This is a genomic window from Joostella sp. CR20, from assembly GCF_038433465.1.
In the GTDB taxonomy this organism is placed as follows: domain Bacteria; phylum Bacteroidota; class Bacteroidia; order Flavobacteriales; family Flavobacteriaceae; genus Galbibacter.
Map to the genome: position 1 here is coordinate 370,966 of NZ_JAESVF010000001.1, position 25,288 is coordinate 396,253.

At 35.2% G+C, this 25,288-nt stretch carries 18 protein-coding genes; 3 read left to right on the forward strand and 15 right to left on the reverse strand.

The features are described from left to right. The first annotated feature begins 132 nt into the window (after positions 1-132). The gene (locus tag JMA43_RS01645; protein ID WP_342154278.1) at positions 133-1,161 is read left to right on the forward strand and encodes an endonuclease/exonuclease/phosphatase family protein; all 1,029 of its coding nucleotides are present in this window, start codon (positions 133-135) and stop codon (positions 1,159-1,161) included. A 426-nt stretch (positions 1,162-1,587) separates the two neighbouring features. Here JMA43_RS01645 and JMA43_RS01650 read toward each other — a convergent pair whose 3' ends face one another. From JMA43_RS01650 to uvrC, 10 genes are all read right to left on the reverse strand, one after another. Further along, positions 1,588-2,022, reverse strand: coding sequence for a hypothetical protein (locus JMA43_RS01650; RefSeq protein ID WP_342154280.1), 435 nt, complete (start codon positions 2,020-2,022; stop codon positions 1,588-1,590). Positions 2,023-2,138: 116 nt separating this feature from the next. Then, a complete protein-coding gene (locus tag JMA43_RS01655; protein ID WP_342154282.1) occupies positions 2,139-4,784 on the reverse strand; it encodes a TonB-dependent receptor in 2,646 nt (881 codons plus the stop codon). Positions 4,785-4,949: 165 nt separating this feature from the next. After that, complete coding sequence (gene pgi / locus JMA43_RS01660; RefSeq protein ID WP_342154284.1) at positions 4,950-6,590, reverse strand: glucose-6-phosphate isomerase; 1,641 nt, start codon at positions 6,588-6,590, stop codon at positions 4,950-4,952. Then, positions 6,562-7,884: a peptidoglycan DD-metalloendopeptidase family protein gene (locus JMA43_RS01665; RefSeq protein ID WP_342154286.1), complete on the reverse strand. Its 1,323-nt coding sequence runs from the start codon at positions 7,882-7,884 to the stop codon at positions 6,562-6,564. The genes pgi and JMA43_RS01665 overlap by 29 nt, the downstream gene beginning before the upstream one ends. Before the next feature lie 4 nt (positions 7,885-7,888). Next, positions 7,889-8,857 carry a tryptophan 2,3-dioxygenase family protein gene (locus JMA43_RS01670; RefSeq protein WP_342154288.1) on the reverse strand — a complete coding sequence of 323 codons (969 nt, stop codon included), beginning with the start codon at positions 8,855-8,857 and terminating at the stop codon, positions 7,889-7,891. Then, positions 8,857-9,645 (reverse strand): DUF3108 domain-containing protein, encoded by a 789-nt coding sequence (locus JMA43_RS01675; RefSeq protein ID WP_342154290.1) that lies wholly within the window; start codon positions 9,643-9,645, stop codon positions 8,857-8,859. The genes JMA43_RS01670 and JMA43_RS01675 overlap by 1 nt, the downstream gene beginning before the upstream one ends. A 332-nt stretch (positions 9,646-9,977) precedes the next feature. After that, a complete protein-coding gene (gene hppD, locus JMA43_RS01680) occupies positions 9,978-11,117 on the reverse strand; it encodes a 4-hydroxyphenylpyruvate dioxygenase (RefSeq protein ID WP_342154292.1) in 1,140 nt (379 codons plus the stop codon). A gap of 365 nt (positions 11,118-11,482) precedes the next feature. After that, positions 11,483-12,643, reverse strand: coding sequence for a homogentisate 1,2-dioxygenase (locus JMA43_RS01685; RefSeq protein ID WP_342154294.1), 1,161 nt, complete (start codon positions 12,641-12,643; stop codon positions 11,483-11,485). Between the two features lie 63 nt (positions 12,644-12,706). Next, positions 12,707-14,935: a patatin-like phospholipase family protein gene (locus JMA43_RS01690; RefSeq protein WP_342154296.1), complete on the reverse strand. Its 2,229-nt coding sequence runs from the start codon at positions 14,933-14,935 to the stop codon at positions 12,707-12,709. A gap of 3 nt (positions 14,936-14,938) precedes the next feature. After that, positions 14,939-16,735, reverse strand: a complete 1,797-nt coding sequence (uvrC, locus tag JMA43_RS01695) for an excinuclease ABC subunit UvrC (protein WP_342154298.1) — start codon at positions 16,733-16,735, stop codon at positions 14,939-14,941. Positions 16,736-16,955: 220 nt separating this feature from the next. On the opposite strand from uvrC, the gene JMA43_RS01700 reads away from it, so the two are divergent. Then, positions 16,956-17,363 carry a response regulator gene (locus tag JMA43_RS01700; protein ID WP_342154300.1) on the forward strand — a complete coding sequence of 136 codons (408 nt, stop codon included), beginning with the start codon at positions 16,956-16,958 and terminating at the stop codon, positions 17,361-17,363. A 2-nt stretch (positions 17,364-17,365) separates the two neighbouring features. After that, positions 17,366-17,929, forward strand: coding sequence for a 5-formyltetrahydrofolate cyclo-ligase (locus tag JMA43_RS01705; protein WP_342154302.1), 564 nt, complete (start codon positions 17,366-17,368; stop codon positions 17,927-17,929). A gap of 2 nt (positions 17,930-17,931) precedes the next feature. On the opposite strand, the gene JMA43_RS01710 is transcribed toward JMA43_RS01705, so the two are convergent. From JMA43_RS01710 to recO, 5 genes are all read right to left on the reverse strand, one after another. Then, positions 17,932-18,561, reverse strand: a complete 630-nt coding sequence (locus JMA43_RS01710) for a lipoprotein signal peptidase (protein WP_342154304.1) — start codon at positions 18,559-18,561, stop codon at positions 17,932-17,934. Between the two features lie 88 nt (positions 18,562-18,649). Then, the gene (locus tag JMA43_RS01715; RefSeq protein ID WP_342154306.1) at positions 18,650-19,288 is read right to left on the reverse strand and encodes a hypothetical protein; all 639 of its coding nucleotides are present in this window, start codon (positions 19,286-19,288) and stop codon (positions 18,650-18,652) included. 439 nt (positions 19,289-19,727) lie between these two features. Beyond that, complete coding sequence (locus JMA43_RS01720) at positions 19,728-20,111, reverse strand: TraR/DksA family transcriptional regulator (RefSeq protein ID WP_342154308.1); 384 nt, start codon at positions 20,109-20,111, stop codon at positions 19,728-19,730. Between the two features lie 4 nt (positions 20,112-20,115). Further along, positions 20,116-23,514 carry an isoleucine--tRNA ligase gene (ileS, locus tag JMA43_RS01725; protein WP_342154310.1) on the reverse strand — a complete coding sequence of 1,133 codons (3,399 nt, stop codon included), beginning with the start codon at positions 23,512-23,514 and terminating at the stop codon, positions 20,116-20,118. A gap of 852 nt (positions 23,515-24,366) precedes the next feature. Continuing rightward, on the reverse strand, positions 24,367-25,083 hold the full coding sequence (recO, locus tag JMA43_RS01730; protein ID WP_342154312.1) for a DNA repair protein RecO: 717 nt from the start codon (positions 25,081-25,083) through the stop codon (positions 24,367-24,369). Positions 25,084-25,288: the final 205 nt, after the last annotated feature.

Genomic DNA, 25,288 nt, shown 5'->3' on the forward strand with positions numbered 1-25,288 from the left:
AATTTTTAATCAAAAAGGAGTAAGATTCGTGGCTAAAAACAACTATACAAACCTCATTTCTAAAGTCTTAGAAAAATCAAGTTACAAAATATAATGTATATTTACTATCATTTATGTAGAAAATATATTTAATTGAAACTTTTAATTAGCATACTAATTTTAATTAATACATCAATATATAGCCAAGAAAAAGACTATACTATTGAATCTATTGTGTTTTATAATTTGGAGAATTTATACGACATTAAAGATGATAGTTTGACTTTTGATGATGAACGAACACCAAATGGAAAGTATCAATGGAACGAAACTCGATATCAAACTAAAATAGAACAACTTGCCAGCGTTTTAAAAGAAATTAATAGTTCGACATATAAAAATACACCAACACTAATTGGAGTTTGTGAAGCTGAAAACCTGAAAGTTCTTACCGATTTAAAAAATCATCCAGATTTGATAAATAGTAACTACGGAATTATCCATGAAGACTCTCCCGATGAGAGAGGAATTGATGTAGCGCTTGTTTATAAAAAAGACCGATTTATTCCGCACGAAACACATTTTAGACGATTGATAATCTACAATGAAGAAGGTTATCGAGATTACACTCGAGACCAGCTTGTTGCTGAAGGGTATTTGGAAGGCGAGCACTTTTGTTTTATTGTAAACCACTGGCCTTCGAGAAGCGGTGGCGAGGCTAGAAGCAGACCGTTTAGAGAAGCTGCAGCACGCCTAAATAAACAAATTATCGATTCGGTACGGTTTGTTTATCCAGACATAAAAATTATCAGTATGGGCGACTTTAATGACAATCCTACTGATAATTCATTTAAAAAAATTCTTAGAACAACAGCAGAAAAAACGAACTTGGAAGAAGAGTTCCTTTACAACCCTATGGAAAAGCTGTACAAAACAGGGATTGGTTCGTTAGCATATCGTGACAAATGGAGCTTATTTGACCAATTTTATTTTACGTCGAATTTACTTGAATCGGATACGCAGTTTAAATTTTGGAAAGCAGGAATTTATGCGCCTTCTTATTTAAAAACTGAAAAAGGAAAATACAAAGGCTACCCAAAAAGAACCTATGCAGGCGGTGCTTATACAGCTGGATTTTCAGATCATTTCCCTGTGTATTTATATCTTATTAAGAAGAAGTAGATTTAGAGAAGTGACAGTTCAAAGAAGCAGAGGTTCAAAGAGGCAAAGTCGCTGAGTAACAAAGTTGAAACCGAAGATACCATAACTCATTTTATTGTTTTCTCATATTTTGTACGACTCAACAATTAACCGATTTAACAGTTATACAAAAAATGTCTCGACTACAGCTGTCTACCAGAAAAAGACCCAATGTTGAAGTTTATTATTCCATAAAACGTCAACCTTAACTTGATTCAGATTCGCATAATAAAGGATGAGATTCCTCCTCGTGCCTCGTTCGGAATGACTGTTTCTCTTGCAAAGGTTCAAAGTTGAAAACCGAAGGAATCTTTACTTTTTTCCTTATTAACTTTAAAAAACAAAAAAAGTTGAAAAAGACATAATGCTACATCCTTTTCAACTTTAAATTTTCACTTACCTCTTTTGTTAATCAAACCAAAGCATATAAGGTATTCTTAAAAGAATAAGGAAAAGTCCTAAGCCATAAAACAAAGCAATTTTTCCAAATTTTCTTTTAGAAGTTTCTTCTTTTTTGTGTTTACTCCACCCAATGGTAATAAGGGCAATGGCTATTATATTTATAAAAGGGTGTTCTACCAAAACTAACCTTAGTAGACTATCGCCCATTACGCCTCCTGTTTGCCAAGATGCAAAACGTGGAGAAACAAAATATAATACCAAACCAATTAACAGTTGAATATGTGTAAAGATTAATGCAAAAAGGCTTATTCTAAGGTCTTTTGCCATGCTAAAATCTTTATTGGTAAAATACCCAGATACGGCATTAATTACAGCTATTACCAACACCAAAAGTGTTAAGTATGCCCAATATGAATGTAAAACGTTTACTGCTGAATACATGAATGAGATTTGTTTAGTTCGTTTTCAAAAATACGCATTAATGCCGATAAATTTTCAGAAAAGGCATAAAAAAACCCCGCAAGATGCGGGGCTTAATTTATAGAGTTAACTACTTATTAGAAGTTATATCTTACAGCAAGGTTCCATGTTAAACCATTTCCGTAGAAATAACCGTAGTTATCTTTTTGACTGATATATTCTTTATCGAATAAGTTATAAACGTTACCACGGATAGTCATGTTGTTGCTTCCGAAGTTAAAGTTATAAGTTGCACCTAAATCAATTAAAGAATAAGCATCTAATTTTTCTGGTTGGTAAGTTTCACCTTCTAAAGAACTTTGAGCTACATCTTCTACATCAACAAAACCATAAAGGTTTGCATAGTGATTCCAGTCAGCATCGATAGTTAATTTATCCATGATGATGCCGTAAGAAGTACCTAAACCAAACGTAGTTTGTGGCGCTTGTCCAACTTTAGTTCCAGTTAAATCAACATCAAAACTATCTACATTTGTATTGTCATCATTGTTAATTACGTTAACTGGTGAAGATCCATCATATTGCCAATCTCCAATTGTAAAGTAACCTCTTAACATGAAACCAGCAGTTGGTCTATATTTACCATCGATCTCGATACCTTTGTGTAACTGACCTACGTTAGTAAATCTGTAAAGTACGTTAGCAAGATAATCTGGATCTGTAGTTTCTCCTAAGTCTCCAGTGAAAGATAAGAATCTGTTATCCCATTTAGTGTAGTAACCGTTAATGCTACCTACAAAGTTTCCTTTTTGAATTCTATATCCTGCTTCAAATCCTAAGATTTCTTCGTTATCAACTTTAGGATCAGCTAACATTGTGTTATCATCATACGATGGGAAAATGTTATCTAAGAAAGGTTGTCTAGAGTAGTTTCCAGAGTTAAAGTAAACTGTGTGTCCTTCTGCAAATTTCCAAGCAGCACCACCTTTTAAGTTATATCCTGTTCTTTTAACAGTTTCAGATTCTTTTGGATTGTCGAAATCAAAGTTTCCTCTATCTTCTCTTTTGTAAGATTGGTTAGAAATTGCTCCTTGGAAGTAAGCACTGAACTCATCATTAGCCCATTCTACTTGTCCGAAAGCACCTTGATAATTCATGTTTTCTGAATAATCGTAATCGATTCTTTGATCTTCGTCAGCATAGTTGAATAATGCAGCCCATGGGTCTGGATTATAAGTTTCTGTTACAACATATCCGTCAGGACGTCCACCAATAGCTTCAACACGACCGTCTAATCCTAATAAATCTGTAATTTGACGGAAGTGATCTCCTTTGTAGAAACGGAAGTCAGCTCCAACATTAAATTTCAAATTTCTCAACGTATCGTACTCATAGTTCATTACAGTACCATACCAAGCATGGTTGTTTACAGATGCTCTTAAGATAGTACCATTGTAACCATCACTAACATTACCAGCAACACTTGGGTTGTATACATTAGTGATATAATCCCAGTCAATTTGACCGTTGTTTGCTAAATAAGCTCCACGGAAAGTATCATCTCCATTATCTACATAAGAAACTCCGTTTCCGTAGTCTCCAGTTCCACCACCTCTACCAAAAGAAGCGTAAACTACAGTAGAGAAGTTAGATTTCTCGTTGATATCCCAGTCCCAGTTAAGATTAAGTACTGGTTTGTGGTAGTAGTTTCTTCTTAAAGAAAGGTACTCACCATTGTTAAATCCGTAGTTGTTGTTATATTTAATACCGTATCTATCGTAAAGATCTTGGCTTTTAGAGTAGTTTTGATCGTGCCATTGTGGAGCACCAGTAATCAAGAAGTTGAAGTTGTGGTTTCCTGCTTTCTTCCCTACAGAGAAAAAGTAGTTTTGTCCTTGTCCTTTTGTACCGTAAGCATACTTACTGTGTGCTTGCCAGTAATCTACTAAGAAAGAGAATCCCCATCCGCTATCACTTAAACCTGTGTTGTAAGAAGCAGTAGTTTTAAAGTAGCTATCGTTACCAACGATAAATCTAGCAAAACCACCTTCTTCCATATCTGTAGTTTTTGTTACGATATTTACCGTACCCCCTACAGAAGAAATAGCTAATTTAGAAGATCCTAGACCTCTTTGTACTTGAACTCCGTTAGCGATATCAGACATACCAGCCCAGTTTGACCAGTACATTTTACCATCTTCCATACCGTTAATTGGTTGTCCGTTTAATAAGAAAGCAACGTTAGTTTGGTCGAAACCTCTCACAAACATTTGAGAATCTCCAAATCCACCAGATTGGTTAGAAACATACACTGAAGGTGTATTTTTTAAGATTTCTGGGAATTCAACGTTACCAACAGCTTTTGTTTGAATTTCTTCAACACTTACTGAAGCAACAGCGATAGGCGTTTGTCTATCTCTTGCAAGGTCAATAAGTCCAGACCCTACTACTACGACACCTTCTAATTCTTCAGCGTCTGCTTGTAAAGTAATTGTTCCGATGTTAGCAGAACCATTACTTAAGGTAAAAGGAACTTGTTTTGCAACAAATCCGATGTAAGAAACTGTTACAGTTCCTGAGTTTTCAGATACATTTAAAGTAAAGTTACCATCAAAGTCGGTTGAAGTTCCAGAGGTAGAACCCTTCACCATTACATTAGCTCCAGGTAGTGGCCCACCTTGGCTTCCATCTACAACTTTTCCGCTAATCGTTCCTTGCGAAAAGGCAGTTGTAGTAATTAAAGCAATTACTGCTGTTAAAATCCAATTGTAAATTGTCTTCATTTGTTGTTTGATTTAATTTAACGTGGCAAAAGTCTTATATAAAACAGACTCTAACATTAAGGCAATGTTAAATAATTTAACACTGAGACAAAAGTAAACAAAAAACGTAACATATTAATCTTGTATAGATTACAATGTTACGTTTTGAGATTTTAACAAAAAATGTTAATTATTTTTATAATATCTTAAAAGATTTAACGTCGAACTATCGTGATTACTAATCTTTTCGGAATTTATATCGGTAAGTATCGTTGATGCTAGTTGTTTCCCTAGTTCCACTCCCCATTGATCATAACTAAAAATATTCCATATAACACCTTGTACGAATATTTTATGCTCGTACATGGCTATAATTTCACCTAAAGCCTGTGGTGTTAATTTATCGATAAGAATGGAGTTTGTAGGTTTATTTCCTGCAAAAAGTTTGAATGGCAACAAGGATTGTATCTCCTCTTCAGACATATTTTTGGCTTCCAACTCTGCTCTTACTTCTGTTTCGGTTTTACCGTTTAAAAGCGCTTCTGTTTGTGCAAAATAATTGGCCATCAATTTATCATGATGATCTTTATCTCCGTGAAGCGATTCTATAAATCCGATAAAGTCTGTTGGAATTAATTTTGTTCCTTGATGAATTAATTGAAAAAAGGCATGTTGCGAGTTCGTTCCTGGTTCTCCCCAAATAATAGTTCCTGTTTGGTAGTTAACTGCATTTCCTGCACGGTCTATACTCTTCCCGTTGCTTTCCATTGTTCCTTGCTGCAAATAAGCTGCTAACCTATGTAAATATTGAGAATACGGGATTAAAGCTTCACTTTCAGCACCAAAAAAGTTATTGTACCACACACTTAGCAAAGCTAAAATTACAGGAATGTTTCGATCAAAAGGTGTTTCTTTAAAATGAGCGTCCATTGCTTGTGCTCCTGCAAGTAACTTGTCGAAATTATCAAACCCTACCGACAAAGCAATAGACAAACCTACTGCGCTCCAAAGTGAAAAACGTCCTCCAACCCAATCTTTCATCGGGAAAACATTTTCAGAATCGATTCCGAACTCAGCTATTTTTTCAAGATTTGTTGAAACCGCAACAAAGTGCGCCGCCACATCTTTTTGTGTAGCCGATTCTAAAAACCACTTTTTAATAGTAGTTGCATTACTCAAAGTTTCTTGCGTAGTAAATGTTTTTGAAACAATTACAAACAACGTAGTTTCTGGATCTAACTTTTTGATAGTTTCGTGTACATGGTCGCCATCTACATTACTAACAAAATGTACATTTAAATGATTTTGATAATACGCAAGTGCTTCGGTAACCATTGCAGGCCCTAAATCGGAACCTCCAATACCAATATTTACCACATCGGTAAAAGCTTTACCAGTATATCCCTTTTTCTCTCCTGAAATTATCTTTTCAGTAAAGTTTTTTATTTGCTGTTTAACCGCATAAACTTCAGGCACAACATTTTCACCATCCACCAAAATGGTCTCATTTTCTTTGGCTCTTAATGCTGTATGAAGTACCGCTCTTCCTTCGGTTTGATTTATTAAATCTCCAGAAAAACACTTATCAATAGCTTCTTGTAGTTTTACTTCTTTGGCTAAATCTAACAACAAACTTAGTGTTGTATCGTCAATTCTGTTTTTTGAAAAATCTACATAAAAATCATTCCATTTTAATGTAAATTTTTCTGCTCTTGCTGGGTCTTCCTTAAAAAGACTTTTTATACTTGTATTATGAAATTCTTTGTAGTGTTGTTCTAACTTTTTCCAAGCTTGTGTATTAGTTGGATTTATGGTCGCTAAAGGCATTTTCTTGGTTTAATTCGGTTATATATTCTTCTTCATTCATAGTTTCTTCCGTAGGAAAAGCCATTGCATCTAACTGAGATTTATATGGCTGGATGTACGCTAAATAATCAGATTTTAGCGAATCGGCAATAGGCTCCGACTTAGGTAAATCTTGCTTAAACGGATCTACTTGTTGTCCGTTTTTCCAGAAGCGGTAACAAACATGCGGCCCACTTGTATTCCCTGTCATTCCAACCCATCCAATTACATCTCCTTGTCTTACATAATCGCCTACTTTTACTTTTCGTTTGCTCATGTGCAGGTATTGTGTAGAGTAGGTCCCGTTATGCTTTACTTTTACATAATTTCCGTTTCCTCCTCTTCTAGCAGATTCTACGACTGTACCATTGGCAGTCGATAAAATTGGTGTTCCAACAGGCGCTGCAAAATCGGTTCCTCGGTGTGGCCTTACTTTGTTTCCGTAGTAAGCAATACGTCTGTTTAGGTTAAATCTTGAAGAAATTCTACTGAATTGAACTGGTGCTTTCAAGAAAGCTCTTCTTAAATTTTTAGCATTTTCATCGTAATAATCAACAATGTTTTTGGTCGAATCGGCTTCAAAACGGAACGAATATACAGGTTCTCCTTTGTGTTCAAAAAAGGCGGCTTTTACCTTATCGACACCTGCATAAATTGTATCGTCTATATATTTTTCAGTATAAATAACTTTAAAGCGATCTCCTTTTTGTATTCTGAAGAAATCGATTGTCCATGCATAAACATCCGACATCTTATAAGCTACAATCGGACTTATATCTTGATCTTGCAATGTTTGATACAAAGATCCATTGATAACACCTGCCGCTTGCTTTTCAACAATTCTCACCTTTTTCTTCCCCTTTTTCACCTTAGTAGAATCGGCAAAATCTACCACCACATAGTCAATACTATTAGGTTGATAAATAAAACATTTTGGAATTTGTAAGGAATCTTCTTGAGTGCAAAGTAGGGTGTAAGGTTTTCCTACTTGAAGGCTCGCTATGTTAAACGAATCTTTAACGCCCTCCACAATATTGTAAATTTCTGGATAACCAATATGGTTGCGTTGTAGTATTTCTCCGAAGCTATCCCCTGCCTTAATAGTGTCTCTTACCACCAAATACTCGTTAAGGTTGTAGCCAAATTCTTTGACTTCTACAGGTTTAAGTCCTGCAGCTTTTACGGTACTTGCTTCTTCTACATTTTTCTTTTCTTCTTTGCACGATACAACGGCCATCATTGCCATGAGTAAAAGTGCTACTACATTTTTTGGCATTTATTTAATTTGTTTGAGGGTTTAACATATGCTCCACCCACTGTTTTCCCCAGTCGGCTTTCTCTACATTGCTCCAAAGTTCCGGAAAAAAGATGATTTTCTGAAAACTTGGCGGCAAATATTCTTTCCAATTGGTGCCTCCAGTGGCGTCTAAGGTTTTATCTTCTCTGCTTAAATGCTTGTAAGCTGCCCCCATATGCATAAGGTTCCAATTTACATTTGCATTTACATCTAACTCCCTCATAGCGTTGATTAACAACTCATTACTCTTTACCTCTTCTGGCAAATGTAAGTATTTTTCGTAAATAGTAACACCTTTTACCTCATTTGCAATACGCATAAATCTAGGTGTATAACGATATTCGAACTGTTTTAGTGTGAGGGTTTTCTCATTTGTTTTACTGTCAACAGCACCTCGCTTCCAATAAATGTTTTCGTATAAATCTTCTAAAGTGCTATTTTCTGAATGCTGATATGCTACGGATGAATGCAATAAATTTTGCAACGGAGTTGAATAAATCTCAATCATTCGGAATTGCGCCGACTGAAAACCACTTGCTGGCAAAAGCGCCATACGGTATTTTAAAAACTGAGAGCGATCCATACCGTTAATCATTACATTAAAAGAATTGATTAATATTTTGTAATAATTATTAATGCGTTCAATTTTAGTAACAAGAAATTTAGGATCTTGAAGTTTATGATCGATGATTTGCTTTTGCTCGTGAATAATGAGCTTAAAATACAACTCGGTTATTTGATGATACATGATGAAAATCTCCTCGTCTGGAAAATGTGTACGAGGCATTTGCAAGCTCAACAAGGTATCTAAATGGATATAATCCCAATAAGTAAGGTATTTTTCGTAAAGTAAACCGTCGAGGTAGGCGCTAAGGTCTTGGCCTGAATTTTTGTATTTTTCTTCAAGAGAAGCTAACTGTGCTTCGATTTTGGGGTTGATTCCTGTCGCCATTAATCCATTTGAATTTTAAACTGATGTTTTAAGCCTTTGTAAGCATCTAAATCGGCTTTAATAGAACCCACCAAAATATCGGCTTTTACTCGCATCGGCATTTTATTATCGTCGTCGGACACCCAAAGTGTCAAACTTTCTTCTTCTTTAAATATACGCCCAGATTGCACATACGGACGAAACTTTAAACATCTTACCTTTCCAAATTTAGTACTGAGGGTTTCTTTTCCTAAAAATTTCAGCTTAAATTTAAATATTCCGTCATCATCAAAAAGCATATCCGACACAAACTCATCACCCTCAGAGAGTTTAGTTCTATCAATATTATTTCGTAAATAGTAAAACGCCGAGATTAAATCTTGCACGCTATTATTTATATCGAATTTTTTTTGCGTGTCGTGCTTATGGTCTAGTAAGGTTGCTTTTTTGGCACTGTAATCAAAATTTATTTCTAAATCTTTGGTATGCCCACCTTCATCTATTTTTCTGATGAATTTATAAGGTTGCCCCGTTTTTTTATCAAAATAACTCTCGTAATTATCATCTACTTTAAAAAACAAACTTGCAAAACCTGTTGTCTCTCCGTGTCCCACTACATGAAAAACACTTTTCCCATTTAAATTTTCATCCTTCACTTCTAAAGTAGCATAACTTGCGTTAAAAATTCCGTAATGAATTCTGAATTTAAACCACTCGCCCGCTTGGTAAGAATTATCTACAGTGGCATTGTTCTGATTTACAAAGGCTGAAAGCCAGAATATAGTTATTGCTAAAATAATCTTCTTCATAATCTGGGTAATTATTGTAAAAATAATAAAATCAATTACATTACAATTTTAATTATGATTATTATTAACATTTGGCGGCCATATTCTTTTAAGTAGAAAAGGGTATAAATGCAAAAAACTCGACCGAAGCCGAGTTTTTTTCATTAACCAACCAAAACTTTAAATTATGAAAACTTTACTTAAAGTCTGCAAAGGGCACCACCCCTTTTGCGAGAGCAAAGTTAATACAAAAGATATGTTATGCAAGCATAATAAATAAGTTTAACTTTTTTAACATTTAGAATTCAAATTGTTTGATTACTTATTGTGTTTTTATCAAAAAAAACGAGTTTTTATAGCGTTCCTCGCATTTCTTGCTCGCGTTCTATAGCCTCAAAAAGCGCTTTAAAGTTACCTTTCCCGAAAGATTTTGCGCCTTTTCGCTGAATTATCTCGATAAACATAGTCGGTCTGTCCAAAATTGGCTTCGTAAATAATTGCAACAAATAACCTTCGTCATCTCTATCGATTAAAATCCCAAGTTGCTTTAAAGGCTCTAACTCTTCATCTATTTCTCCAACTCTATCCAAAACAGTATCGTAATAGGTTTCAGGAACCGTTAAAAATTCAACACCTCTATTTTTTAATTGCTGTACAGTTTCAATAATATTGTCGGTTGCCAAGGCAATGTGCTGAACGCCCGCTCCATTATAAAACTCGATATACTCTTCAATTTGCGATTTTTTCTTTCCTTCTGCAGGCTCGTTTATCGGAAATTTAATTCTTCCATTTCCGTTACTCATCACCTTACTCATCAACGCAGTATAATCAGTAGAAATATCTTTATCATCAAAAGACACCAACTGCGCAAATCCCATTACATTGGCATAGAATTCGCACCATTTTTTCATTTCATTCCAACCCACATTTCCAACCATATGGTCTATGTATTTCAGGCCAACACTAGCAGGTTTAAAATCTGGATTCCAAGCTTTATACCCTGGCATAAAAGCTCCTTTATAAGCTGAGCGCTCTACAAAAACATGAACTGTTTCTCCGTAGGTATGTATCCCAGAAAGTACCACTTTTCCGTGTTCGTCTTCAATAGTTTTAGGCTCCATATAACTTTTGGCCCCTCGCTTTGTAGTTTCTTCATAACTTTTCGTAGCATCGTCAACCCAAAGTGCAACCACTTTTACACCATCGCCATGTTTTTCAATATGCCTATTGATATCGCCACCTTCATTTAATGGTGATGTTAATACAATTCGGATTTTATCTTGCTGAAGTACATACGAAACAGAATCTTTTCTTCCAGTTTCTAACCCAGCGTAGGCAACAGACTGAAAACCCCATGCCGACTGATAATAATGTGCTGCTTGTTTGGCATTTCCAACGTATAACTCAACAAAATCGGTTCCTAATAACGGTAAAAAATCTGCTGCCGCTTCTATTTCTTTATTTAATTTTAATGATGTAGTATCTTGTGACATTTTTGTTTTTTTTAATTTAGTTTATGATTGCCCGCAATCTTTCATAATTCACTGTCTCCTCGAGCCTGCCTTTGTCGGCAGACAGGCGTAGTCGAGAGGTTATTTGGCTTAACAAGCTTTAAATAGGGTCTCGACTACGCTCGACCTGACATTTTAATCTTGATATGACACATTACGGATGTTCAAATTTGGTTAATTTCAATATTCACTAAAAAAATGAAGTTTACATTCCGACGTTTATCGGATACATAGCCTTTGATTTTTTTCATTTTAAATGAACATCCTCAAAAGCTTCCTAAAACTTTAACTACCACATAGCTCTTAAATGAGCCGTTATATCTACTCTATAATTTAGCATATAAAAATTAATGTTCTAACCACGATTTAAAATAATCGTCATCGGCAATTTCGAGTGCTTGTTTTGTTAACTGAAGCGGTTTAAAAGTATCTACCATTACCGCCAATTCATCAGTTTTTGTTTTTCCGATACTGCGCTCCACGGCTCCTGGATGTGGCCCGTGAGGAATCCCTGCTGGATGCAATGAAATATGTCCTTGGTCTATATCATTTCGACTCATAAAATCGCCATCCACATAATACAAAACCTCATCAGAATCTATATTGCTATGATTGTATGGCGCTGGAATACTTTCTGGATGATAATCGTACAAACGCGGTACAAAACTACACACCACAAAAGCATCGGTTTCGAAAGTTTGATGCACTGGTGGCGGCTGATGAATGCGCCCAGTAATTGGTTCGAAATCGTGAATACTCAATGCATACGGATAGTTGAACCCATCGTAGCCCACAACATCAAACGGATGCGAAGCATAAACCATGTCGAAAATTTCGTTTTGCTTTTTTATTTTGATAAGAAAATCGCCAAACTCATCATTGGTTTCCAACTCGTATGGCTGACGAATATCTCGCTCACAAAATGGCGAATGCTCCAACAACTGTCCAAACCAGTTTCGGTAACGCTTCGGGGTATAAATTGGTCGACGCGACTCAACTATAAAAAGTCGGTTTTCTTCGGTATCAAAATCAATTTTATAAATTGTTCCTCTCGGAATCACTAAATAATCGCCATACGAAAAATCTAAATTCCCAAGGTGTGTACGTAACTTCCCAGAACCTTTATGGATAAAAAGAAGTTCGTCGGCATCGGCATTTTTATAAAAATAATCTTCTGTTGATTTTTTGGGCGCAGCTAACTCAATTGTACAATCAGAATTGGTTAAAACAGGCGTTCTACTTTCTAAAAAATCGTTTGTTGGTTTTACTTTAAAACCGTGCAATCGATACGATTGAATATTGTTTGCTACTGCAATTTCTGGCGCAACATTGGTTTTTGCTGAAATTTCTTTAACCTGTGTTGGTCTCTGCGTATGATATATGTTTGAAGACATCCCGTCGAACCCAATAGTTCCGAACAGTTGTTCGTAATACAAACTCCCATCATCTTTTTTAAAAATGGTGTGGCGCTTGTGCGGAATCTTTCCTAGTTTATGATAAAAAGGCATAGCGAAAACGTTTGAATTATTACAAATATCGAATAATTTGTGTAATAATCCATTAAGAAATTCTTAAAACCAGAAACCAACACTAATTGAAAAAATAGCATCGTCTTGCTCTGGAGACCATGCCAACTTTGCTTGCATAGGACCTATAAACGATTCGTAACCATACCCAAACGCATACCCTGTGTAAGTTGGCCATGAAAACCAACTTCCGTCTTCAAAAATAGTATCGCCTGCGTTTGCAATATTTGTGGTAAAATTTAAATGATTGTTTTTTGCAAACTCCCAATCTAAATTTAAGGTTGCTTTTACAAAACTATCTGCTCCAAAACTTAAATAATCGTAACCTAAAAATGGAGTAATATTATTTATAAAATTATTCCCCCATCCTCCGAGGATAAAATCGAATGATTTCACATCTGAATCTCCAAATTTAAATCCTCCTTCAGCAAAAAAATCAAAAGAAAGCGATTTATAAATTGGCGTTGCAAATCCCATCTTGGCTTTGGCGATAGAAAAACTACTAAAATCGTTATCAAAATGTTTGGTTGACAGTAAATACACATGAAAATCTCCATCAAAATAAAGCCCTTTAGTAGGAAAATATATATCGTTTAAAGAATCGAATTTTAAGAACGCATACGAACTAAAATAGTTGTCATCTTCAAGTAATATTTCTTTTCCGTCAGCTCCTGTAACTGTTTCTGTTTCAACTTTTAAATATTTATGTTCGAGCCCCAAACCAAAGGTGAACTCTTCCTTCCAAACGGTTTGCATATACAATTGATTGGTGAAATCGGAAAGTTTGGCATCGAGTTTATTAATCTCTGGAATTTCTTCTTCAGTAACATTTTCATCAATAAAATCGAAACTCACACCTCTTTGAAAAGTGTTGTAACGCGACTTAAATCCGAAGCTCCAATAAAATCCTTTATCGAGGTAATATTCAAAATTGTATCGTACAAAATCTCCTACAATAAAATCGAGGTAAATATTATCATCAGCAAAAAGTAAGTTCTTTTTAGTGATATTAATTATCGCTGCGGTTTTGTACAAATCGTCGTAATGAATTCCGAGTTTCAAAAACATATCCGTTTGCTTTTCAACAATTGGTACCGAAAGTATATAACCGTCGTTGTTCGGACGAAACTCATAGCGAACGCTGTTAAAGTTATCGGTTGCCGCGAGGTTACTCATACCTTGATCTATTTTATCAAAAGTGGTGTATGCCTCGGTGCGGTAACGAAGCTTTCCTTTTAAATAAGCACGGGTATATTTTTCATTTCCTTCAAAAGAAAGTTTATTAATCAAAAAACTATCAACTTCTTGCCCAGGATATCTTCTTGTTGGTTTTTTTAGCTGAAGGGTTTCTATACTATCTAAAGTACTCATTTGTGCTTTTGCGGCTTCATAACCACTTTCGATAATTTCTTTCCCTTTTCCAAAAGACAAAACACTGTAAGGCTTGATATTTGGTTTGATATGAAGATCGGTTTTTTTCAACTTTTCCTCCATGGCATTAATTGTGTTGTAATAGTTTATTTGCACCAAAACATCGGTTGCCGATTTTAACTCATCTCGCGTAGCCAATTCGTCTTGCACATCAACTCCAATAATTATATCGGCACCCATTTTTTTAACCTCATCAACAGGATAATTATTCACAACTCCACCATCAACCAAAAGTCTGTCTTCATAAACAACAGGTTCGAAAAATGAAGGAATTGCTGAACTTGCTGCAAGTGCTCTAGGGAGATACCCTTCATCTAAAACAACTTGTTCGCCAGTTTCTACATCGGTTGCAATACAGAAAAAAGGAATGGATAAATCGTTAAAATTTTCAACATCGTTTACATTGAATAATAGCTTTGAAAGTAAATTATAGAGGTTTTGACCTTTAGACAACGAACTAGGGAACGACAATTTGAATTTATTAAAAGGCAAAGCCACAGCATATTTTTCGAAACTACTTTTTTCGTAAAACGACATGGCAGAACGCGGAATTCTATCTTGCAAAAGCACATCAAAATCGGTTACTTTAAAAATAGAATCCAACTGATGCGGAGAATAGCCAGCGGCATACAACGCACCAACAATAGAACCCATACTGGTACCTCCTATAAAATCTACACGAATCCCCGCTTCTTCAATTGCTTTTAACGCACCAATATGCGCCAAACCCTTGGCGCCACCACCACTTAAAACAAGTCCTACTTTTTGGTCTTTCTTTGGGGCGTCTTGGGCAAAACCAAGTGTCGAGAAAAGAACTGCACACACAATAAAAATCTTTCTCATAGTTTATGATTGGTTATGAAATGCTTTATATATTTTTTGAGCTTTTGACGACCCTACAACTTCAGAAATCTGCGCTAAAGTTGCTTCTTTTATTCTTTTTACTGATTTAAATTTTTTCAATAAATCATTGGCGGTTTTCTCGCCTATACCTTCAATATTTTCTAATTCTGAATTGATAGCAGCCTTGCTTCTTTTGTTACGATGAAATGTAATTCCGAATCGGTGCGCTTCATTTCTTAAATGCTGAATAATCTTTAGCGTTTCAGACTTTTTATCTAAATACAGCGGAATAGAATCGCCTGGGTAATAAATTTCCTCCAAGCGTTTTGCAATTCCTATGATAGCAATTTTTCCTCGCAAGCCCAACACATCCAAACTTTTTAACGCGGAAGACAATTGTCCTTTACCACCATCAATTACAATAAGTTGTGGCAATGGCGCTCCTTCTTCTAGCAATCGTTTGTAACGTCTAAAAACCACTTCTTCCATCGATGCAAAATCGTCTGGCCCTGTTACTGTTTTTATATTAAAATGGCGATACTCCTTTTTACTAGGTTTTCCATCTTTAAAAACCACGCAAGCCGCAACAGGATTAGTTCCTTGAATGTTTGAGTTATCAAAACACTCAATATGTCTTGGCTCAACCGACAAACGCAAATCGCGCCTCATCTGATCCATAATTCGCTTTACATGCCTATCAGGATCTGTAATTTTTATCTGTTTAAAACGTTCTTGACGATAGTATTTTGCATTTCTTTCAGACAGCTCTAAAATACGCTTTTTATCGCCCAATTTTGGTATGGTTACTTTAATTCCTTCAGAAACTTTTATTTTAAAAGGTACATAAATTTCTCTTGACAACGAATTAAAACGCGTTCTAAGTTCGGTAACCGCCAATTCTAAAAGCTCTTCGTCGGTTTCTTCAAGCTTCTTTTTTATCTCGATGGTATGTGCCCTTATAATTGCTCCGTACGAAAGTTGTAAGAAATTTACATAGCCGTAACTTTCATCAGAAATAATCGAAAAAACATCGACGTTACTTATTTTAGGATTTACAACGGTAGATTTTGATTGATAGTTTTCGAGCACCTCAATTTTTTCTTTTATTTGTTGCGCCTCTTCAAACTTCATCTCTTGAGCAAGCTGTTTCATTTGCTCTTTAAACTGCAAAAGAGAGTCTTTGAAATTCCCTCTTATAAGCTCCCGAATATCTTTAATTTGCCTGTTGTACTCTTCTTCGGTTTGGTATGCTTCGCATGGACCTTTACAGTTTCCTAAATGGTATTCCAAACACACTTTATACTTTCCTGCATCAATTTTTTCTCTTGACAAATCGTAGTTACAAGTACGAATTGCATACAAGCCTTTTATCAAATCTAAAAGTGTTCTTACAGTTTTGATATTGGTGTAAGGCCCAAAATATTCCGACCCGTCTTTTATTAAATTTCTTGTTGAAAAAACTCTCGGAAAACGCTCATTTTTAATGCAAATCCACGGATACGTTTTATCGTCTTTAAGTAAAACATTGTAACGAGGTTGATACTTTTTAATTAGGTTGTTTTCCAACAACAACGCATCTGTTTCGGTTGAAACTACAATGTGTTTAATCGTTACTATTTTTTTAACCAACACGCGGGTTTTCCCGCTATCGTGATGCTTATTGAAGTACGACGAAACTCTTTTTTTTAAATTCTTGGCTTTTCCTACATATATAATTTTCCCATCTTTATTAAAAAATTGATAAACTCCTGGGCTATCTGGGAGCGTTTGTAATTGAATATCTATAGGCGTTTCGCTCATGTAATCTTGCAATTTATCTTCAAAGATAATTCAAACAAAAATAATATAACTACTACGGATATTTTCTTTTAACTTGTAAGAAAAATATGCAGTATTTTAACGTTAAATGAGAATTTCAGCATTTTTTTTAACACTGCTATTTTTAAATAGCTTGAACTATTAAAAAAAACCTATATTTAGCAGCTATTACAATATATTCACACCCCAAAGAATACTCGAAATGAACCATAAAATTGACTTGGCCTGTATCATTGACGACGACAAATTATATGTTAAAATGTTGTCTCGATTGCTAGACATTAAAAAGCTTTGCAAAGAATTTTTGGTTTTTGAAAATGGAAGCGAAGCATTTTCTTATTTTAAAAACGTTTTTGAACAGCCAGAAAAAGAGAAAATCCCACAAGTTATTTTACTGGATTTAAACATGCCTGTAATGGATGGTTGGCAGTTTTTAGATGAATTTGTAAAAATTAAATGCGAATTAGAACACCCCATTACACTTTATGTTGTAAGTTCGTCAATAAACCCAGAAGATATTGAAAGAGCTAAAAAATTTGAAGAAGTATCTGACTATTGGGTGAAACCTATTTCGCTAGGCGAATTAGAAGAAATGTTTGAAAAAGTATAACTATGGATAAAAAAGAGCTTCGCATTCACTACAAAAACAAACGTGCATTGCTCGACCAAAATACAATTGACGAATTAAGCATTGCCATTGCCAACCAATTGCTTCAAATTGATATTTGGAACAAAACATACTACCACCTTTTTTTAAGTATCGAAAGTCAAAAAGAAATTGACACTTCATATATTTTAAGTATTCTACAAGGAAAAGACAAAGAGGTTGTACTCTCTAAAAGCAATTTTAAAACAGGGACTTTAACCAATTTTTTACTAACCGATAATACGCGCATAAAAGTAAACCCCTACGGAATTCCAGAACCCGAAGATGGTATTGAGGTACCAAACCAAAAAATTGATGTGGTTTTTATACCGCTACTAGCTTTTGATAAAAAAGGAAACCGTGTTGGGTATGGAAAAGGTTTTTACGACACCTTTTTGGCAAATTGCAAACCCGATGTTATTAAAATAGGCCTTTCTTTTTTTTCTGCGGAAGAACAAATCTCGAACGTCCGTACAGAAGATATTGCACTTGATTATTGTGTTACTCCAGAGGAGGTTTATAAGTTTTAAACTTAATTTCCTTTCCCCTTCTCAGGAAAAGCTTTCTTATTGAAGATTAATAACACTGCAACTCCTATACTAATAGCAGAATCAGCGATATTGAAAACTGGCTCAAAGAATCTAAAATTTTGTCCGCCCCAAATAGGAAACCAATCTGGAAGCACCGTATCTATCATAGGGAAATGAAGCATATCGACTACTTTTCCGTGAAATAAAGATCCGTATGGGTTCTCTGCAAATAAGGTTGCAACATGCCCATAACTATCATCAAAAATAACTCCGTAAAAAACAGAGTCAATAATATTACCTAGCGCACCTGCAAAAATAAGTGCTATAGCAATAATAAGTGTTGGCGTGCCTTTTTTTCTTACGGTATCGTAAAGCCAATACCCTATTCCACAAATTGCAAACAACCTAAAAACTGTTAAAAACAATTTCCCAGTTTCATCGGAAACTCCTGGTACAATATCGCTAATTTTTGTTCCCCACGCAGCACCTTCGTTTTCGATAAATAGTATTTTAAACCAACTAAAAACCTCAACATATTCGCCTAATACAAAGTTTGTTTTGATATATATTTTTGAAAGTTGGTCGATAAACAAAACCAAAACTATAATGAAAGATGCTTTTTTTAATGACATGTAAGTATGTGTTCTATTGACTGTTTATGTTAGCGTTGTGTCGCTTCAAACAGCCTGTATTTTTTCAATGACGGTAAAAATAAAAATATTATTCTATATTATTGATGTAAATGTCTCCGCTAACAGAATTTAACTCAAACTTTGTATTTCCAAACACTTGTTTTCCTTCTTCAACAGTTCCGTATTTTGATATTGCTTGAAAGTTTCCTGCTGAATTTTCAATTAAAATATCGCCACTTTGCGTTTTCCCTTTTACCAAATCAGCATTAATCGAATTAAAGAACAACATTCCACTTGCTGTTGAAGTCTCTAAATTGGTGTAATTTCCTTCCGCAGAAATTTCAGTATAAACACCCAAAACTCTTACATCTTTATACGCAGGTACAATTATTTCTAAAGCCACAGAAACTACTTTGTGCGCACTCAATTTATCGTTCGGATTGGTAAAAAGCGGTTGTTGCGCTACGCCTATAAAAAGCGTTGTTCCGTCTTCTTTGGTAGTGTTTACAAATTCGTTTTGATATTCGCCATTAAAAATAGTTTTTACCTCCACATTTTTTGCTGAATGCGTCGACAACTTAACTTGAAACACATGTTCAGCATCAATATCTATAAGTGTGATTCCTTCTGAAGTGTATATTTTTTCGACTGCTCTTTGCGAGAAACAAACAGAAGAAATCAGCAGAAAAAACACAGAAAAGCATTTTATAATTTTTTTATTGCTCATAAATATTAACCTCAGTTCAATTATAAATTCAATTTTAATAAGCACACAATTTACTAGTATTAAAATAATTAATGTTTTTCATTTTTGTCTTGACACAAAAACGAAACAAACCTAAGAGCCGGCAGGCAGGAAAGTCAAGACTGATTAAAAAAGCAATAAAAATCTACGGAAAGATCCACCACAGATTAAAAGAACTCGCTCCGCTCAAACAGCTTTTAATCTTTTATCCCTCCTGCTTCCTTGATTTTCTATACTTTTTTAATAGGTCCGCTTCCATATATCTATAACCATTAAAATCAAAATCAGTTTAAGGCTACTATGCAAAGCTATCATTTTAAAGCATAAAAAAACGCCCTTTAAAAGAGCGTTTTATAAATCTATTTTTTACTCGATAATTGAGATCTGTCTCAACAACAAAACTACTATTCTTATACAGTAATTAGGACTGCATATTTTTTGCCTCAATGCTAAGCGTTGCATGTGGCACTAACTTTAAACGTTCTTTATTGATGAGTTTTCCTGTAACCCTACAAATTCCGTAGGTTTTGTTTTCGATGCGAACTAAAGCATTTTTTAAATCGCGAATAAACTTTTCTTGACGCAATGCCAATTGTGTATTTGCTTCTCTACTCATGGTTTCAGAACCTTCTTCAAACGCCTTAAATGTTGGCGAAGTATCGTCTGTTCCATTATTCCCATCATTTTTATAAGAACTTTTTAAAAGCTCCAAATCTTGATAGGCTTTATCCATTTTAGCTTCGATTAACGTTCTAAACTCGGCTAAGTCTTTATCTGAGTACCTTACTTTTATATCTGTTTCCATAGTACTAGTGTTTTTGAATGATTAATTTGGTGTTTACTTCATCAAATGCAATTTCTGTACCATTATCAAGATGTTCTTCAAGATCAAGCTGAGCTGTTAAAGTTTCTGCCTTTATGTAAGCTAAGTTATTCTGAACAGCTTTTTCAATGATTTCATCTTTCTGCAACTTCACATCAATCTTATCTGTCACTTCAAATCCAGAGTCTTTACGTAAGTTTTGAATTCTGTTTACCAATTCTCTAGCTACCCCTTCATTACGCAAATCTTCTGTAATAGTTACATCCAATGCTACTGTGATTGTACCTGAACTAGCTACTAACCACCCTTCGATATCTTGTGATGAAATTTCAACTTCATCGATTCCTAAAGTAACATTTTTTCCATTAACTACCATAAGGATTTCCCCATTGCGCTCAATTTCCTGAATTTCTGGTTGCTCGAATTTATTTATCTCACTGACAATCAGCTTCATATCTTTACCAAAACGCGGGCCTAAAACTTTAAAATTAGGTTTAATTTGCTTTACTAAAATCCCTGAAGCATCATCAATAAGTTCTATTTCTTTTACATTTACTTCAGATTTTATCAGCTCTTCTACACCTTTAATTTCATCGCGCTGTGCTTCGTCAAGTATTGGAATCATTACTCTTTGCAGAGGTTGACGTACTTTTATCATTTCCTTTTTACGCAACGAAAGCACCAATGAAGAAATGGTTTGCGCCTTCTCCATTTTACGCTCCAACAATTTATCAACAAAGTTTTCTACAAATTGTGGGAATTCTGCAAGGTGAACACTTTCAAAATTCTCTTTGTTTGTAGTACTTACCAAGTCTTTGTATAATTGATCCATATAAAAAGGTGCAACTGGAGCTCCCAACTTAGCCACTGTAAGCAAGCAAGTATAAAGCGTTTGGTATGCCGAAATTTTATCTTGTTCGTACTCTCCCTTCCAAAAACGTCTTCTGCATAAACGTACATACCAGTTACTTAAATTCTCCTGAACAAAGTCTGAAATTGCACGCGTTGCACGTGTTGGTTCGTACTCTTCATACGCTTGATCTACCTTTTGAATTAAGGTGTTTAATTCTGAAAGAATCCAACGATCTATCTCTGGACGTTCATTTAAAGGAATGTCTTTTTCAGCATAAGTAAAACCATCGATATTGGCATACAAACTGAAGAATGAATACGTATTGTATAGTGTTCCGAAGAATTTTCTGCGAACCTCCGCAATTCCTTCAATATCAAATTTTAAATTATCCCAAGGGTTTGCGTTCGAAATCATGTACCAACGCGTAGCATCTGGACCGTATTCTTTAAGGGTTTCAAACGGGTCGACTGCATTTCCTAAACGCTTCGACATTTTTTGTCCGTTTTTATCCAACACCAATCCGTTAGACACTACATTTTTGTAGGCAACAGAATCGAAAACCATAGTTCCGATGGCGTGTAAAGTATAAAACCACCCACGTGTTTGATCTACTCCTTCAGCAATATAATCGGCTGGATAAGCATCTTTTCCATCAATCTTCTCTTTGTTTTCAAACGGATAATGCCATTGTGCATATGGCATCGAACCAGAATCAAACCAAACATCAATCAAATCTGCTTCGCGCTTCATTGCTTTTCCTGAAGGCGATACCAGAGTAATTTTATCAACTACATTTTTGTGAAGATCTATTTTATCATAGTTTTCTTCACTCATATTATTCACTTCAAAATCAGCAAAAATATCGGCTTCCATCAATCCTGCTTCGACAGCTTTCGCCATTTCGGCTTTCAATTCTTCAACAGAACCAATTATAATTTCTTCTTTTCCATCATCAGTACGCCAAATCGGAAGCGGAATTCCCCAGAAACGAGAACGCGATAAATTCCAATCGTTTGCGTTTTGCAACCAATTTCCAAAACGACCTTCACCGGTAGCTTTTGGCTTCCAGTTTATCGTTTTGTTTAAATCGTACATTTTATCTTTTACATCGGTAACTTTAATAAACCACGAGTCTAACGGGTAGTACAACACAGGTTTATCGGTACGCCAACAATGCGGATAACTATGCACATATTTTTCAACCTTAAAGGCTTTGTTTTCTTCTTTTAGTTTGATGGCAATTTCTACATCTACAGATTTTTCTGGCGCCTCTCCATCATTATAATACTCGTTCTTTACATATTTGCCCCCAATTTCTGGAAGCTCAGCTCTAAAACGCCCTTGTAAATCTACTAGTGGAACAGGATTATCGTTTTCATCCAACACTAACATTGGAGGCACTTCTGGCGTTGCTTCTTTTGCAACCTTGGCATCATCGGCACCAAAAGTTGGCGCTGTGTGTACAATACCTGTACCATCTTCAGTCGTTACAAAATCTCCCGAAATTACTCTAAATGCATTTTCAGGATTTTGATACGGCAAGGCATAGTTTAGCAATTGCTCATACGCTGTACCCACCATATCGGCTCCTTTTCCTTCAGCAAGAATTTTAAAAGGTATTTTCTTTGTTTCGGAAGTGTAATTTGTAAAGTCTTCTTCGGAAGTAGCTTCCACATATTTTCCAGAAAACTGCTTTTTCAACAATGGTTTTGCCACCACAACATTGATAGGCTCAAACGTATATTGATTGAAAGTTTTCACTAAAACATAATCAATTTTTGGCCCAACAGTTAATGCTGTATTCGAAGGAAGCGTCCACGGCGTGGTTGTCCAAGCTAAAAAGTGTACCGTTCCGAACCCTTGTAAAAACGATGGTAACGTTTCTTCTTTCGCTTTAAATTGCGCTACAATTGTAGTATCGGTAACATCTTGGTAAGCTCCAGGCTGATTGATTTCGTGCGAACTCAATCCAGTTCCTGCCTTTGGAGAATACGGTTGGATGGTGTATCCTTTGTACATCAAATCTTTGTTATAGATTTGCTTTAAAAGCCACCAAACACTCTCCATATATTTTGGTTTGTAGGTAATGTACGGATCTTCCATATCTACCCAATAACCAATTTTTCGAGTCATATCGTTCCAAATATCCGTATAGCGCATTACCGCTTTTTTACAAGCTTCGTTGTATTCTTCTACCGATATTTTTGTTCCGATATCTTCTTTGGTAATTCCTAATTCTTTCTCCACACCAAGTTCCACCGGAAGTCCATGAGTATCCCAACCAGCTTTACGCTTTACTTGGTAACCTTTTTGAGTTTTATAACGACAAAAAATATCTTTAATAGCACGTGCCATAACATGGTGAATTCCTGGCAATCCGTTTGCAGACGGTGGCCCTTCAAAAAACACAAATGGTTTTTGTCCTTCTCTACTTGTTATGCTTTTTTCAAAAATAGCTTCTGCTTCCCAAAACTTCAGTACGTCGTCTGCTGTTTTCGGTAAATCCAGTCCTTTATATTCTGTAAACTTCACGTGTTCAAAATTTTAATCATTCCCCAATTTGTAAATCTTAAAGCTGAGAAATTATGTGTTTTCACTATTCTCTGGTCAACAATTTCAACTTTTTCCTTTCAGCATAAAGTTTTCAAAATCATTAACGTTTGTTTTAAATAGCTACAATTGGTTACTATTTGTCGTATTAAAGTTGGCAAAATTACTAAATTTCAACGAATTGACACACCCTAAAACCAGTAAATACAACCCTTTGATTTTTAAAATATTTAGACAGAAAAGTATTTTTTTAGATGAAGTTTAAGTTGACGCTAAATTCGATAGAAGAGATATGTAGCTACTTCTATTTACCTCAGTTCAATAATAAATTCAACTCCAAAACATATAATTAATTAACGACTTATCATTTTTGTCTTGACACAAAAACGAATTGAACATCCGCAATATATCATATCAAGATTAAAATGTCAGGTCGAGCGTAGTCGAGACCCTCTTTAAAGCTTGTTAAGCTAAAATAACCTCTCGACTACGCCTGTCTGCTGACAAAGGCAGGCTCGAGGTGACAGTGCATTATAACAAATTCTGGACAATCACAAAAACGAAACAATCCTACGGAAGTCAGGAAAATCAAGGGGGATAAAAAAGAACTACCTTCACTCAAATAGCTATTCGTCAACCTGAACTCGATTCAGGTTCGCACTAGCATAATGAGATTCTGAATCGAGTACAGAATGACGTTTTTACTATTTTTTCTTTTTTGCTTATGGCTTATCGCCTATTGCCTTCTCTACATCCCCCTAGCCCCCTTCAAAGGGGGAGCTTATTGTTCATTGCCCGTTTTTTTTCTGAAGAAGAATTGTTACTCCGATTATTTTAACCGAAAACCTGTTGTAAAATATCGAGCGATTTGGGCTTTTTAAAATCCGACAAATGAAGCTGATAATACCTGATAAGCTGTTGCAACAAATGAGCACGCACGTTTCTGCTTATCTTTATTTGCTTTGACGTATCAAAATTGGTATTCAAAAACTGTTTGAAAACCTCAACAGTAGCGCCTTCCATAACTTCGTTGTACAATGAAAGCACAAACTCTCCTTCTGCCAAATCAAAATAAGGAGCTTCAATATTTGAATCGTCTGGATAAAACCCTAAAAAAGCAGTTAGTTGAATTAAAAATGAAATATGAAAATTGGCAATCTCCCCATTACTATCCAACCAAATAAAAGCCTTTTCTAGATACTTAAATAAAGCGGGGTTCGCTTCTTCTTCTTGTAAAGAAACCACCAACATTTCCGATAGAAACAAAGCAATGGAACTCTTTACAACATCGGTTTGTAATGTTTTAAAGGTGGTGCTCAATTTAACTTCTCGTAAACTTTCTAAAGTGCCTTTCCCTTTATGAGTTGCAACAATTTCGAGTTGGGTAAGCGGTATAAAATATCCTTTTTTGAGTTTCCCTTTTTTGGAAGCCAATACACCTTTTAGCAAATACGATTTCACTCCGTCGCTTTCTGTAAAAAGTTTTACAATTAAGCTAGTATCGCCATATTTTATAGCAGAAATAACAATGGCTTTGGTAGTGACTATCATTCGGCAAAGATAATTATTATATTAACCTCTGTTTGATATAAATGTCGATGCATAATAATTTTAACAGACTGTATATTAATTATATTTTCATTTTTGTCTTGACACAAAAACGAAACAAAAAAGTCAAGACGGATTAAAAAAGTATAAGAAAATCTACGGAACCATCCTCCACAGATAAAAAGAACTCGCTACGCTCAAACAGCTT

Coding starts and splice junctions, on each gene's coding strand:
- JMA43_RS01650 (WP_342154280.1), bottom strand. CDS start 2,022: ATGTATTCAGCAGTAAACGTTTTACATTCATATTGGGCATACTTAACA.
- JMA43_RS01655 (WP_342154282.1), bottom strand. CDS start 4,784: ATGAAGACAATTTACAATTGGATTTTAACAGCAGTAATTGCTTTAATT.
- pgi (WP_342154284.1), bottom strand. CDS start 6,590: ATGCCTTTAGCGACCATAAATCCAACTAATACACAAGCTTGGAAAAAG.
- JMA43_RS01665 (WP_342154286.1), bottom strand. CDS start 7,884: ATGCCAAAAAATGTAGTAGCACTTTTACTCATGGCAATGATGGCCGTT.
- JMA43_RS01670 (WP_342154288.1), bottom strand. CDS start 8,857: ATGGCGACAGGAATCAACCCCAAAATCGAAGCACAGTTAGCTTCTCTT.
- JMA43_RS01675 (WP_342154290.1), bottom strand. CDS start 9,645: ATGAAGAAGATTATTTTAGCAATAACTATATTCTGGCTTTCAGCCTTT.
- hppD (WP_342154292.1), bottom strand. CDS start 11,117: ATGTCACAAGATACTACATCATTAAAATTAAATAAAGAAATAGAAGCG.
- JMA43_RS01685 (WP_342154294.1), bottom strand. CDS start 12,643: ATGCCTTTTTATCATAAACTAGGAAAGATTCCGCACAAGCGCCACACC.
- JMA43_RS01690 (WP_342154296.1), bottom strand. CDS start 14,935: ATGAGAAAGATTTTTATTGTGTGTGCAGTTCTTTTCTCGACACTTGGT.
- uvrC (WP_342154298.1), bottom strand. CDS start 16,735: ATGAGCGAAACGCCTATAGATATTCAATTACAAACGCTCCCAGATAGC.
- JMA43_RS01700 (WP_342154300.1), top strand. CDS start 16,956: ATGAACCATAAAATTGACTTGGCCTGTATCATTGACGACGACAAATTA.
- JMA43_RS01705 (WP_342154302.1), top strand. CDS start 17,366: ATGGATAAAAAAGAGCTTCGCATTCACTACAAAAACAAACGTGCATTG.
- JMA43_RS01710 (WP_342154304.1), bottom strand. CDS start 18,561: ATGTCATTAAAAAAAGCATCTTTCATTATAGTTTTGGTTTTGTTTATC.
- JMA43_RS01715 (WP_342154306.1), bottom strand. CDS start 19,288: ATGAGCAATAAAAAAATTATAAAATGCTTTTCTGTGTTTTTTCTGCTG.
- JMA43_RS01720 (WP_342154308.1), bottom strand. CDS start 20,111: ATGGAAACAGATATAAAAGTAAGGTACTCAGATAAAGACTTAGCCGAG.
- recO (WP_342154312.1), bottom strand. CDS start 25,083: ATGATAGTCACTACCAAAGCCATTGTTATTTCTGCTATAAAATATGGC.